The 13,494-nt window shown below is 58.4% G+C and carries 13 protein-coding genes; 7 read left to right on the plus strand and 6 right to left on the minus strand.

Annotated features, from left to right (window positions below):
- The first annotated feature begins 1 nt into the window (after position 1).
- From tmk to B9P63_RS09935, 5 genes are read left to right on the plus strand one after another with little or no spacing between them, the layout of a single operon-like run.
- Entirely contained in the window at positions 2-631 is a 630-nt protein-coding gene (gene tmk, locus B9P63_RS09915) for a dTMP kinase (RefSeq protein WP_085308423.1), read from the plus strand.
- Positions 628-1,773 carry a DNA polymerase III subunit delta' gene (locus tag B9P63_RS09920; protein ID WP_085308424.1) on the plus strand — a complete coding sequence of 382 codons (1,146 nt, stop codon included), beginning with the start codon at positions 628-630 and terminating at the stop codon, positions 1,771-1,773. Before tmk ends, B9P63_RS09920 begins: the two co-directional genes overlap by 4 nt.
- Before the next feature lie 19 nt (positions 1,774-1,792).
- On the plus strand, positions 1,793-2,599 hold the full coding sequence (locus B9P63_RS09925) for a TatD family hydrolase (protein ID WP_085308425.1): 807 nt from the start codon (positions 1,793-1,795) through the stop codon (positions 2,597-2,599).
- On the plus strand, positions 2,599-3,396 hold the full coding sequence (locus B9P63_RS09930) for an MBL fold metallo-hydrolase (protein WP_085308426.1): 798 nt from the start codon (positions 2,599-2,601) through the stop codon (positions 3,394-3,396). Before B9P63_RS09925 ends, B9P63_RS09930 begins: the two co-directional genes overlap by 1 nt.
- Positions 3,397-3,402: 6 nt before the next feature.
- Positions 3,403-4,341, plus strand: coding sequence for an AEC family transporter (locus B9P63_RS09935; protein WP_085308427.1), 939 nt, complete (start codon positions 3,403-3,405; stop codon positions 4,339-4,341).
- A 76-nt stretch (positions 4,342-4,417) separates the two neighbouring features.
- Here B9P63_RS09935 and B9P63_RS09940 read toward each other — a convergent pair whose 3' ends face one another.
- The 5 genes from B9P63_RS09940 to B9P63_RS09960 all read right to left on the minus strand — a co-directional run bounded on the left by B9P63_RS09940 (position 4,418) and on the right by B9P63_RS09960 (position 11,258).
- Complete coding sequence (locus B9P63_RS09940) at positions 4,418-5,053, minus strand: aspartate/glutamate racemase family protein (RefSeq protein ID WP_085308428.1); 636 nt, start codon at positions 5,051-5,053, stop codon at positions 4,418-4,420.
- Positions 5,050-6,510 carry a dihydropyrimidinase gene (gene hydA / locus B9P63_RS09945; RefSeq protein WP_085308429.1) on the minus strand — a complete coding sequence of 487 codons (1,461 nt, stop codon included), beginning with the start codon at positions 6,508-6,510 and terminating at the stop codon, positions 5,050-5,052. Before hydA ends, B9P63_RS09940 begins: the two co-directional genes overlap by 4 nt.
- Positions 6,507-7,424, minus strand: coding sequence for a dihydrodipicolinate synthase family protein (locus tag B9P63_RS09950; RefSeq protein WP_085308430.1), 918 nt, complete (start codon positions 7,422-7,424; stop codon positions 6,507-6,509). The genes hydA and B9P63_RS09950 overlap by 4 nt, the downstream gene beginning before the upstream one ends.
- Positions 7,425-7,496: 72 nt before the next feature.
- Complete coding sequence (locus tag B9P63_RS09955; protein ID WP_139816237.1) at positions 7,497-9,875, minus strand: Ig-like domain-containing protein; 2,379 nt, start codon at positions 9,873-9,875, stop codon at positions 7,497-7,499.
- Between the two features lie 234 nt (positions 9,876-10,109).
- Positions 10,110-11,258, minus strand: coding sequence for an MFS transporter (locus tag B9P63_RS09960; RefSeq protein ID WP_085308432.1), 1,149 nt, complete (start codon positions 11,256-11,258; stop codon positions 10,110-10,112).
- Between the two features lie 138 nt (positions 11,259-11,396).
- On the opposite strand from B9P63_RS09960, the gene B9P63_RS09965 reads away from it, so the two are divergent.
- Positions 11,397-12,038: a 50S ribosomal protein L25/general stress protein Ctc gene (locus tag B9P63_RS09965; RefSeq protein WP_085308433.1), complete on the plus strand. Its 642-nt coding sequence runs from the start codon at positions 11,397-11,399 to the stop codon at positions 12,036-12,038.
- 104 nt (positions 12,039-12,142) lie between these two features.
- Positions 12,143-12,826 (plus strand): aminoacyl-tRNA hydrolase, encoded by a 684-nt coding sequence (pth, locus tag B9P63_RS09970; protein WP_085308476.1) that lies wholly within the window; start codon positions 12,143-12,145, stop codon positions 12,824-12,826.
- A gap of 11 nt (positions 12,827-12,837) precedes the next feature.
- On the opposite strand, the gene B9P63_RS09975 is transcribed toward pth, so the two are convergent.
- Positions 12,838-13,464 (minus strand): inner membrane-spanning protein YciB, encoded by a 627-nt coding sequence (locus tag B9P63_RS09975; RefSeq protein WP_085308434.1) that lies wholly within the window; start codon positions 13,462-13,464, stop codon positions 12,838-12,840.
- Between the last annotated feature and the right edge of the window lie 30 nt (positions 13,465-13,494).

The following is a 13,494-nucleotide window of genomic DNA, read 5'->3' on the forward strand; positions in this document are numbered from 1 at the left end:
GATGACATCGCCCAAAGGTCGCTTCATCAGCTTTGAGGGCATTGATGGCTCCGGCAAATCCACGCAGGCCAAACGCCTCGCCACCGCGCTGGAGCGCGCGGGCTATGACGTGGTGCTCACACGCGAACCCGGCGGCTCACCCGGCGCAGAAGAAATACGCGCGCTGGTGCTGCAAGGTGATACAGATCGCTGGTCGGCTGAAACGGAAATTCTGCTCTTTACCGCCGCGCGCCGCGATCATATGGAGCGCACGATCCTGCCCGCACTCGCGGCAGGCAAGGTGGTGATCTGTGATCGCTTTGCCGATAGCACGCGCATGTACCAAGGCCTCTCGCGCGGCGATCTGCGCGCGCTGGTGGATCAACTCCACAGCTTGATGATTGGCCGCGAACCTGATCTCACTTTGCTGTTCGACATGGACCCCGATGTCTCGCACTCCCGCGCGGTAGAGCGTGACAGCATTGACAGCCGCTTCGAGAATTTCGGCGCGGGCCTGCAAAAGGCGATGCGCGCAGGGTTTCTTGAATTGGCTGCTGGCGAGCCTCAGCGCTTTCGCATTATCGACGCCGCGCGCGAAATCGACGCCATCGCCGCCGACACATTGAGCGTGCTCAAGGCGCATTTGGCATGAGCGATGCTCTACCAGAACCCGACCGCGTTTTTGGTGCCCCGCATCCGCGCGATACCCCTCGCCTGATCGGGCAGGGCGCGGCTGAGCAGAGTTTTCTGGAGGCGTTCAATACAGGCCGTCTACACCACGGCTGGCTGATGATCGGCCCACGCGGCACGGGCAAGGCCACCCTCGCTTACCGCATCGCACGCTTCCTGCTGAGCCAGCCTTTGCAGAGCGATGGCGGCATGTTTGGTGCGCCGGAAAAGCCAACCAGTCTTGATACGGACCCCAAGCATCCCACTGCGCGCCGTATCTCGGCGCGCGCGGAGCCCTCGCTGTTTGTGCTGCGGCGCGGGGGGGCTGGATCCACCGATAGCGACAGGCAGAAAAACCTTGAGGCGGGCAAATTCGCCGCCGACATTCGCGTGGACGATGTACGCAAACTCAATGATTTCTTTAACTTTTCCTCTGCCGAGGGCGGTCGCCGTGTCGTGATCGTCGATGCGGCGGATGAAATGAACGTGCAGGCTGCCAACGCGCTGCTCAAACGGCTCGAAGAGCCGCCTGAGCGCGCGACGCTCCTGCTGATCAGCCATCAACCCTCGCGCCTTTTGCCCACCATCCGCTCGCGTTGCCGCGAATTGCGCATCTCCCCTTTGAGCGAGGCAGATATGGCCGAAGCGCTGCGCCAAGCGCTGCCAGAGACCGAGCTGAACCAAGCCGCCCTCGCCGCGCTCACTTCCGGCTCCGTTGGCGAGGCAATCCGCATGACCAACCTCTCTGGCCTTGCAATCTACGGCGAACTCGTCGGCCTGCTTGCCAGCCTGCCCCGCATGGACCGCGCGCGCGCACTTCGCCTTGCCGATGCGGCAGCGCAGCGCGGGGCAGAGGACAAGCTCGACATGCTGGTCGATCTCATCGCCCTTGCGCTGGCCCGCCTTGCGCGCGCTGGCACACTTGGCACGACGCCCTATCCTGAGGCTGCACAGGGCGAGGCAGAAATGATCGCGCGCCTCTCGCCAAACCCGCGCCAAGCCCGCCGCTGGGCCGAAGTCGCGCAAGAAGTGGACGCAAAGCTGCGCCATGGCCGCGCTGTGAACCTTGACCCTGCCGCACTCATCCTAGATACCCTGAGACATATTTCGCAGGCGGCGAGCTAAGCCGCGGCAAGGACGCTTTATGACCACACCGCCGCTCATCACCGACAGCCATTGCCACCTGGATTTCCCTGATTTTGAGGGGGAACTGCCAGATATTCTCTTGCGCGCGGCAGAGGCTGGCGTGCACCGCATGGTGACCATCTGCACAAAATTGCGCCTTGAGCCATCTGTGCGCGCACTGGCCGAAGCGAACCCGCAAATCTTTTTTGCTGCTGGCACACATCCGATGAGCGCAGCCAATGAACCGTTGGCAAGTGTCGATGAGCTTGTCGCAATGAGCGCACATCCCAAATTCGTCGGCATCGGAGAGAGCGGTCTTGATTACCACTACACCGCCGAGAGCATGGAGATTCAAAAGCACTCCCTGCTCGTGCACATCGAGGCAGCGCAGCGCACGGGTCTGCCGCTCATCATCCATGCGCGCGCGGCGGATCAGGACATGGCCGATATCCTCAGCGCCGAGCATCACAATGCACCCTATTCCTGCGTGATGCACTGCTATTGCTCCGGGCCGGAACTGGCCAAAACCTGCCTCGACATGGGCTTTTATCTGTCCATGTCCGGCATCGCGACATTTCCCAAATCAAGCGAGGTGCGTGATATTTTTGCGAGTGCACCCGTGACCCAAGTGCTCGTGGAAACTGACAGTCCCTACCTTGCCCCCGTGCCGCGGCGCGGCAAGCGCAACGAACCGGCTTATACCGCATTCACCGCTAAGGTTGGCGCAGAGGTCTACGGCATGGGCATCGCAGAATTCGCCGCGCAGACGGAGCAGAATTTCGAGCGTCTGTTCACCAAAGCCTCCCGCTACAAGGCTGCCGCGTAATGGCACAGCTGCGCTTTACCATCCTTGGCTGCGGCTCCTCTGGCGGGGTGCCGCGCCTTGGCGGGCATTGGGGGGATTGCGATCCAAGCAACCCCAAGAATACACGCCGGCGCTGCTCCATGCTAATCGAGCGGATCGGCGAGGACGGCACAACCCGTGTGCTCATCGACACATCCCCCGATTTACGCAGCCAGCTTTTGGATGCAGGTATCGGCGCACTGGATGCAGTCGCTTATACCCACAGCCACGCCGATCATGTCCATGGCATCGACGATCTGCGCATGGTGGTTTTCAACATGCGCGCGCGCTTGCCGGTCTGGGCGGATGGCGCGACGCAAAACGATCTGCTCTCGCGCTTCGGCTATGCCTTCGTGCAGCCCCATGGTTCGGCCTATCCACCCATATTGGATCTGTTCACGATCGACGGTGATTTCACAATTGATGGCGCAGGCGGCCCTATCACGCTGCGCCCCTTCGAGATCGAGCACGGCAACATAGACGCGCTCGGATTTCGCGTTGGCCCGTTGGCCTATCTACCGGACGTCTCTGAAATGAGCGATGAAGCATGGGCCGCAATAAGCGGCGCCGATTGCTGGGTGCTCGACGCTTTGCGCCGAACGCCGCACCCCAGCCACTCGCATCTTGCAAACTCGCTTGAATGGATCGCTAGGTCTGCCGTGCCGCGAGCGATCCTCACCAATATGCACATTGATCTGGACTACGAAACCGTGCTGAACGAGACCCCCCAACACATTGCCCCCGCTTTTGACGGGATGCAGATCACCTACGAGGTCTAGAGCGCAGTGCAGGCACTGATCGAGGTCATCCTGCCGGTCTTTCTGGTGATCGGACTTGGCTATGCCTTGGTCTGGCGCAAATTTCTGAACGATAGCGCGATCGACGGCATTATGAAATTTGCACAGCAGGTCGCCGTGCCAGCCCTTTTATTCAACGCGCTTGCCCATATTGATCTGAGCACAGGGTTTGACCCCAAGCTGCTTCTAAGCTTTTATGCAGGCGCAGCGACTTGCTTCACTATTGGCTTGCTAGGCGCACGCTATGCCTTCAACCGCTCTTGGGAGGACAGTGTCGCCATCGGCTTTTGCGCGCTCTTCTCCAACTCGGTTTTGCTTGGCCTTGCAATCACCCAGCAAGCCTATGGCACGGGCGACGCGCTGGCAGGAAACTACGCAATCATCGCACTACACTCGCCGTTTTGCTACGGGCTTGGCATTACGGTGATGGAACTTGTGCGTGCGCGCGAGGCGGGGACGCGCATGGCGCGCCTGCCTGCCACCGTCCTGAAGGCGATGTTCAGCAATGTGTTGATTATCGCGATCACACTGGGTTTCTTGCTCAACATTTCCGGCGCAGTGATACCTGCCACCTTCCAAAGCGCGCTGGACATGTTGGTGCGCACCGCCTTGCCAACCGCGCTTTTCGCGCTTGGCGGGGTTCTGTATCGTTATCGCCCCGAAGGGGATTTGCGGGTGATCTTCTTCGTTTGCGCGCTGTCCTTGCTGCTGCATCCCTTGATCACCTTTGCCGCGGCATCATGGAGCGGCGTGCCAGAAGCTGGCATGCGCTCGGCGGTGTTGACTGCAGCTATGGCACCGGGGGTGAACGTCTATATCTTCGCCAGCCTTTATCAACGGGCGCAGCGCGTGGCAGCCTCGGCGGTGTTAATCGCAACGGGGCTGTCCGTGTTTACGGCGTGGTTCTGGTTGTCTGTGTTGCCATAAGGAATGCGCACAAGCGCGCATGCTTTATAAGCATGACCATTAAGGTCATGCAGATTTGCCTCCGGCGGCGATATTTCTAGAAAGAGGAAGCCAGAACCGCTCCCAGTGCCATGGCGACGGCCGCTTGGGTGGGATCGATCACAGGAACACCAAGTGCGTCCTCAAGAGGTTTGCGGTGTTTGGCCATGCCAGCGCAACCAAGGATGAGGCAGTCTGCGCCATCACTGATGAGGTCTTGGCCGACCTCCATAAGGCGTTTGAACGTGTTTGCGCCGCGTGCGGTTTCATCAACGCTCATATTCAGCGCGCGCTCACCTGCAAGGCGTGAAAGCACGCCCATGCGGCGCATGTATTTACGGTGTCGCAGGATGGAAGGTTGGCCGATGGCAATGACCCCGAACATATCGGCGCGGCACATGGCCGTGGTCGTGCCCGCCTCCTGGATGCCAAAGACGGGGACGGGGCTGACAGATTTGGCGGCATCGATACCGGGGTCGGAGTAGCAGGCGATGACGAAGGCATCCGCGTCAGGGCGCGAGTTGATCAGGTCGAGCAGCGGCAAGACAACCGCGTCGCTGTCACGCTGGCTTTCGATCCCGAAAGGGCCGGAAGTGAGCGTCACGCACTCGACATTTGGAAACGGTGCAAGCGCGCCGCGCAGACCTTCGGTGACCGCTTCATTGGAGTTGGGGTTGATCACGATGATGCTCATGGGGCGATATCTGCTCCGAAGTTTTGGGCTGGGTCCAGTTCCGGGGCGAGATAACCCATACGGCCACCCGCATCGAATTTGGCGCGCACCAGGAATTGGCCGTGGCCTGCCCGGGCTAGCAGCGCGCCTTGATCGACAACGCGTTTTCCGCGCGAAAGGACAGTGATGGGGAGACCTTGGACCTCCCAGCCCTCGAAGGGTGAATAGCCCGCGTTGTCGTGTTGGTTGTCCACACAAATCCTGCCCCGTTTGTCAGGATCCCAGATAGCGATATCCGCATCTGCTCCAACGGTCAGCGTGCCTTTTTGCGGCAGCAAGCCATAGAGTCGGGCGGCGTTGGTCGAACTCAGCGCAACGAACTCCGGCAGGGTGATGCGGCCCTTGCCGACCCCTTCGCTAAACAGCATCGGCAGTCGCGCGCCGATGCCGGGCATGCCGTTGGCGATCACGGTGAAGGGCGCACCCTCGCCATGCGCCAGCTTGCCCGTCTCATCCATGCGGTAGGGCGAGTGATCGGAACTGACCACGTCAAACGTGCCGCTCTGGATATGCTGCCAGAGCACGTCCTGCGTGGCGGCATCGCGCAAGGGCGGCGAGCACATGAGCGCCGCGCCCTCCATGCCGGGCTTGTCCATATCATCGCGGGTTAGGAACAGGTATTGCGGGCAGGTTTCACCGTAAATCTTGGCACCTTGCGCACGCGCGCTTTGCACCAAGGCTGCACCCTCGGGCGTGCTGACGTGGACGATCAGGAGTGGCGCATCCACCAGCTTGGCCAGGCAGATCGCGCGGTGGATCGCCTCTTCCTCGGCCAAGGCGGGATGGCTGAGCGCGTGATATTTTGGCGCAGTGAGGCCGCACGCCAAGAGGCGATCGGTCATCCATTTGATCATGCCCGCATTTTCCGCATGTACCATGGTCAAGGCACCATGGGTCTTGGCAACGCTCAAAACATCGAGAAATTGCGCGTCGTTCACCAGCATTTTGTCGTAGGTCATGAACAGTTTGAAACTGGTGATGCCGCGCAGAAAGGCGGCAGGTAGCTCTTCGGCTAAAACCTTTTCGGTCGGGTCGGAAACGATCAAATGATAGGAATAATCCAGCACCGATGCGCCGATCGCGCGGCTGTCGTAAAGGTCGAGTGTTTCGGTGACCCCCATGCCGCGATGTTGCGCCGCAAAGGGGATGATGCAGGAATTTCCGCCAAACGCGGCAGAGATAGAGCCGGAGGTGTAGTCATCCGCCGTCATGCCGCCTGTGGCCGAGTTTTGCGCGATATGGGCATGTGCCTCGATGCCGCCGGGCATCACCAGCTTGCCGCGCGCGTCGATCACATCCTCGCAGTTAAGCCCCTCGCCAAGCGCCGCAATGCGCCCGCCAGAAACACCGATATCTGCCGCGAACATCTCCGACGCAGTGACGCATGTGCCCCCCTTGATAACCGTATCGAACCTCATGCAAGCGCTGCGATTTTTGTTGCCAGACGATCGCTCAAACGGGTCAGTTCAACCTTATCCAGCGCGCTTAATGAAGGCCCCGGCGCACGCACTTTGGGGCTGGAGAGCACGCCGCGGCGATGCAGAATTTCTTTGCGGATCGCAAGCCCAAGGCCAAGTTGCTGTTCATAGCGCACCAACGGCAGATAGGCATCAAAGATATCTTCGGCGCCGTCCACATCGCCCGCAGCATGACGCTCGGTGACCTGCACCATCATCTCGGGATAGGCGAAACCCGTCATCGCGCCGTCCGCGCCGCGCTGCAATTCCAGCGGCAAGAACAAACCTGCGTTGCCCGTCAGGATCGACAGGGCGCCAACGGGAAATTCAGCGCGAATGCGCGACAGTTTGGTCAAGCCCGGCCAGTCCTCATGCTTGAACATGACGATCTGTTCATGGGCGTGAAAAATATCCAGAAGTGTTTCCGTCGAGAAATGCACGCCCAGAGTTTGCGGGAAATCCTGCAAGCAGATCGGCACATCGCCGCCAAGCACTTCGCAGACCTGCGCGAAATAGCCCTTCTGTTTAGCGTCCGTATTCAAACCCGGCATGGGCGCGACCATCACACCCTCAGCGCCTGCCGCCATCACCTCAGTGCTCAGACGTTTCATGTTATCTAGGCCAGGTCCAGAGACGCCAACCACCACAGGAACCCGCCCTGCAACGCGCGTAAGAACATGGCGCGCAAAGTTAAGCTGCTCATCAGAGGTGAGTTTAGGCGCTTCGCCCATTATGCCAAGGATGGTCATCCCTGTCACGCCAGCGTCTAGATAGAAATCAACCATCCGGTCCGTGCTGACGAGATCAAGCGCCCCATCGTCGGTAAAGGGCGTTGCGGCGATCACATAGACGCCATTACTGTTTCTGCTGATCATTGTCCCGCTCCTCTCGACACGCTCGTTTGAATACGATGTGCGAGAGGAGCGCAGAGTGCAAGCGTTTGCACACTAGAAATCGAGCAGAGTCTCCTTGTCCGCATTGTTCTCTTCCGCTTCGGAGAGAGCGATCTTGTACGCTTCCTCGTCAGAGCGCGCTGCGACGTCATCACTGAACAGCGCGGCGATGTCGTCATCATCCGATGTCGTCTCTCCAAGCGGCAGCGTTTCCCCGTTCGTGTCAGGGCCAGACCAAGTGACATCCAGAGATTGCGCACCCTGAGTGTCGAGATATCGCACGTCGACAGTATGCGAGCCTGCGATCAGGAAGATTGAATTGCTTTGCGAAGCGCCTTCGTCCAATGCGTCGGTGCTGACGACAGGAAGGCCCGAAATCGTGACGGACGCCTGATCATCCGAGGACACGCCGATCTCGTAAAGACCTGCGATCTCGATCGCAACTTGCTTGGTGAACTGCACAGCGCCATCAATTGGCCCGCCGTCAAGCAAGGCCTCGCTCTCAGAAGCGAGCGCAATGCCGTCCGTAACCTGCTCGGCATCGGGGGTTGCGGAAAAATCAACGTCCTTGAGCGAAGTTGCGACTGTCGCGAAGGCTTTTGCCGCGAAATCATTCGGCTCTTGCTCCGGCGTCGGCGCGGGCGTTTCTTCCGGCGTTTCCGGTTCTTCCTCGACAACCGGGGGCATTTCTTCCTGCTCTTCTTCGATCACGGGTTCGCCCAGCTCTTCAATCGCGCCCGAGGCCGGAATGGTTCCGCTGAGCGGCACGTAAGCGCCTTGCGTGGATGGTCCCACCCAATCGAGGTTCAAAGATTGCTCGCCCGCCACCTCCAGATACTGCACCTGAATATCATGCGCGCCAGCCTCGAAATCGACCCACACAGACACCATGTCGCCCGGCTCAGTATCGCTGGAGTTCAACATTTCAACACCATCGATCATGATCCGCGCCGCGTCATCCGCAACCAGGAATATCTCATGCGCACCGGCTTCGGTTACATCAAGCACAGTGCTGTACTGCGCTGCGAAATGATCAGCGCCACTTTCCGGCACGAACGATCCCGTCACTTCGAGGTACTGCAAGGAATCAATGGTTCCTGTCGCTGCTGGCTCCGCGTCAAAATCGACTTGATCGAGCGTCGCGACTTGCGTTCCCAGTTCGAAATAGGCCGCAGAAAAACCGACGGCCGCAGGTCCGGTGGGAGCTTCTGGCGTTGGCTCAGGCAGCGGCTCAGGCTCAGGCATTGGCGCGGGTTCTGGTTCCGGCATTGGTTCCGGTTCCTGCTCTGGCAATGGCTCGGGCTCAATTTCGCTCGCTGCGACTTGCAAACTCACACTGCCTTGCACCGTGCCCCCCTCACCGTCGCTTACTGTGTAGCTGAAGCTGTCTGCACCGACATAACCCTCGTCTGGCGTGTAGACCGCTTGACCGTCGATAATTTCCACTGTGCCGAAACTTGCGGCCCCAATAGAGACGAGCGTCAAAGGATCGCCGTCCGCATCGCTATCGTTTGCAAGCAGATCGATCACCACCATCTCGCCCTGCGTCAGCTCGGCAACATCATCGCCAGCCACAGGGTCGGTGTTCACCTCCACGACTACTTCCCCGGCCTCCACGGGCGCGACATCAAGCAATTCACCAATGCGCGTGTTGATCGCATCAAAATTCTCGATCACCAGTGGATGAATCGTATCCGGAACATCGAAATCTGCGGGCACCGCTTCGCCAAAAGTCGCGGGATAGGTGATCATGCTGGCCAGAAAGTAGACCGTTTCCGTGCCGTGCGGCGCACTATCCACATACAGATCATCAAGGCTCAACCCTTGCAACGGCCCGTCCGTAAACAACTCGGCCATAACCGACGCAACGGGGATCAACTGCACATCCGCGCCCGGCACTGCCGCGTTGATACCGTCGGTGAAATCGACGTACCAATCGTGATAGGCGCCTGCATTATATTCGTGGTACTCAGCCAGTTGCCCTTCGGAAACAGGGAAACCGAACATGCTACCCAGATCGGCCCAGCCCTCGTAAATATAGAGCTGTGCATCGGGCTGGTCTTGCAAAGTGTCGCGCACCGTATCGACCGCTGCGTCCAGCGGCGATCGCGTGTCGCCCGGATAAACGTCATCGGGCGCGAGATCTTGGATGAAATTACCAGGCGTGATGATAACACTGTTGAAGGAGACTTCGTCAAACTCGGCGACATCACTGTCCCAGATGCCATCGACGCTTTGGAAGCCCCATTCATTACTGGGCTCTGTGCGATCTGCGTATTGACGCAGGAAGCCAAAGCCGCCGTTCACACCGTAAGTGTTGTCACCCGCCTCGGCAAATTGAGCCACCCAATACGGGACATTGCTTTGGGCAGAGCCGCCCGCGAAATTCACTAGGCTATTGCCATAAATGTACTGATTAATTTCAACAGGCACGCTACATTTCCCCCGAAACAATAAACCTCGACAACGCTTCAAGAGAGAAAGCGGCGTACGAACTCAAAAACTTTGGATAGTATCTGCCGTAAAGCTATCTGCGTTCAAGAGAAACTTACATAAGTGTTCGTTAAATTTAAGCTAATTTTCCAATGGTTATGCGGTTTTTCGCCGATTGCTGCGGCGCAGCACACTATTTGAACACGCAGCAGCGACAATACAGAAAACGGGCTCTTATTGTTTCCGCAAATTCGGAGCCAGAACGATCGACACGCACAATAGAATAAGCGCAACCGCGTAAAATGAAACGGTAAGACCGAACAATTCGGACAATCCACCCATCAGAGGAGGGCCGATAAAGAACCCCATATAGCCGATCACAGAGATTCGCGTGATCACATGGACACGCTCCCGGTCGCTTACCCGCTTACCGACCGCCGAATACGCCATCGGCGCAATCACGGACACACCAAGCCCTAGAACTGCAAATCCGAAATAGGCGGCGTTCAAACTATCCGCGCTGGCAGCAATCGCGATGCCGGTCGCCGCGATCACTGCTGCGATCTGTAGAACCGTAGTTTCACGCACATGGGCCGCGACGAACTGGCCCGACATGCGTCCAATGCCCATCGTCAGCCCCAAAATCGCTGGCCCGAGCGCACCCTGCGCCGCGCTCCCACCAAGTCCGCGCTCCAGATGGATCGCCGACCAGGCTTCTGTTGCTTGCTCGGAAAGGAAGGCGATCAAAATGACCCCCCCACCAAGATAAATCAGCGCAGGACGTGCACTGAGCGTCAAACTGCCCTCGGTCGTCGCAATCTCGGCTGGGCGATGAAACATTGCCGGCAAAAGCATCAATGCAACCACCAGTACCGCTGCGAAAACCACTGCAGGGCCCAATCCCGCCTCGCGAAACGCCCCTGCGCTCAAGGCCGCACCGGCGTAGGCGAAGGAAAACAAAGCATGATTGAGATTCATGAGCGAGCGTTTCACCTCGGCCTCGATGCCGCTGACCCGCGTGTTCATGATCACATCTAGCGATCCCGACCCTGCCGAGGCCAAAAACATCGCAAGTGTGAAAAAAACAGGCCCTGCGGCAAGACCCGGCAGCAAGAAGGCCAGCGCCATGGCAAGCGCGGCACCCTGCATCGCACGCGCGCCCAGCTTTGCATCCACGCGCGGCGCAAGCCACATAGCCGCCACCGCGCCAAAAGCCGCAAAGAACATCGACAGCCCGAAAACGCCATCGCTTGCCCCGATCGCAGCTTTCAAATCAGGCACAAGTCCAGCAAAACTGCCCCAGAACAAGCCAACCGTGATGAAACCCGCTGCAGGTGCGCGCGAAAGGCGGATATCCGAGATGAGACCATGCAAAAAAACCATCACAGCGCTTTGCCTGCGCGCCCCCGTCTTTGCAAGGAAATATAGCCTTTCCCTAAACGCGATTCCCGTCTATACGCGCGGCTTCACGCGAGGTGACAGCCTTGGAGGCACTTCGCTCTTACATTTGGAGAATATAAAATGGCTGGAGAAATTCCTGATTTCCACGCTGAGGTCCGTACGGGGACAGGCAAGGGCGCCGCTCGTCAAGCACGTCGCGCAGGCATGGTGCCTGGTATCGTATTCGGTGGCGACACCGATCCGCTGCCGATCAACGTTCCTTTCAACGTTCTGCTGAAAGCTCTTAAGGCGGGTCGCTTTAAGTCCACATTGCTCAACCTCAAGGTTGAAGGCCATGACGACGTCCGCGTCATCTGCCGCGATGTTCAGCGCCACGTTGTCAAAGACTTGCCCACGCACGTCGATTTCATGCGCCTTCGCCGCACAACGAAGATCAACCTCTTCATTCCGGTCGAGTTCATCAACGAAGATCAAGCGCCTGGTATCAAGCGTGGCGGCGTATTGAACGCTGTACGCCCTGAGGTCGAGCTGATTGTAACCGCAGGTGATATCCCAGAGAAGCTGACTGTCGACATGACAGGTCTGGACGTTGGTGACACCATCAACATCTCCGACATCACGCTTCCTGCGGGCAGCAAAGCGACGATTGACCGTGACTTCGTTGTTGCTAACCTCTCTGCACCCTCCGGCCTCAAGTCTTCGGACAATGAAGGCGGCGACGCAGACGCAGCAGACGTACCAGTGGTTGGCGCGGAAGAGTAATCTCTTCTCCCTATCGCTGATTGAATGGAACGGGGCCTTTCACAGGCCCCGTTTTTTATTGTATGCCCCTCTTCAATCGCGTGCGCGTCCCCGGAGAGTTACACATGCAGATCTTTGTAGGCCTTGGAAATCCGGGCAGTAAATACGCCAAGAACCGTCACAACATCGGCTTTATGGTGCTGGACGAAATCGCCGCCGATCACGGCTTCACACCCTGGAAATCGCAATTTCAGGGGCAGGTGTGTTCGGGCAACCTCGGCTCTGAAAAGGTGCTGCTCTTGAAGCCCTCCACCTTCATGAACCTCTCTGGGCAATCGGTTGGCGAAGCAATGCGCTTTTACAAACTTACCCCCGAAGACGTAACCGTGTTCCATGACGAGCTGGACCTCGCCCCATCTAAAGTGCGCGTCAAAATGAGCGGCGGACATGCGGGCCACAACGGTCTGCGCTCCATCCATCAACATATCGGCGAGCACTATCGCCGCGTGCGCCTCGGCATTGGCCACCCTGGTCACAAGGATCGCGTCGCGGGCTATGTTCTAAGCGATTTCGCCAAGGCGGAGGCAGACTGGCTCGATAATGTCACCCGCGGCTGCGCCGATGGAGCAAAGGAACTGGCCTCTGGTGAAAGTGGCCGCTTCTTGAACGCCGTCTCCTTGCGCACTGCACCAGCGCGTTCGTCTAAATCAGTGAAACACACTGAAACAGCGAGCGCAAAACCCGCGGCAGAGCCTGTCGAGGATACGCGCAGCGCGATGCAGAAATTAGCAGCTCGGTTCCGGGGCTAGCCGCACTAGGACTACACCCGCTTCTTTTGACGTTTTTTCTTCGCCGGTGCCAGCATCGCGTAATCTATGAAAAGTCCAATCTGTGCTAAAAAGAAAACGAACACCACAATAGGCATCGCCAAGGTCTCGAACAGCACCCAGAACGCCTCTGATTGTGTGCGCCAGACCAATTCGTTCGCGCCTGCGGACAGCACAAACAATACAGCCGTGCGTTTCGTGAGGATCATCCAGCCCTCGGGCCTTAAGGGTATCATGCCTTCCATGATGTATTTCAGCCAGGATTGCCCCCGCAGTAGCCCGACCCCCAGGATCAGCGCGAGAAGCAGATAAATCGCGGTCGGTTTCATCTTGAACAGTCTGGGATCGTTCAGCCAAACGCTTGAGACCCCGAACACGATCACCATGACGGCCGCTGCAACCTGAATGCGTGACACCTTGCCTGACCAATACCAAAGCGCACCGATAGCAATAAGAAAGACAGGGATGAACGCCGCGATAACTGCGATAAGACCGCTGTATTCAGTGCCCGCGACAAGAAAGGTTTTGTTCCGGGTGATCAGATAAGCCACGACGAAGGCAATCGTCGGGCCGAACTCCAATGTGGCTTTTACCCAAGAATTTAGTGGCTTGTCTGTCATGGATGAACGCTTTCGAATTCGGATGCTCGC

The organism is Planktotalea arctica (assembly GCF_002105285.1).
Taxonomy (GTDB): domain Bacteria; phylum Pseudomonadota; class Alphaproteobacteria; order Rhodobacterales; family Rhodobacteraceae; genus Planktotalea; species Planktotalea arctica.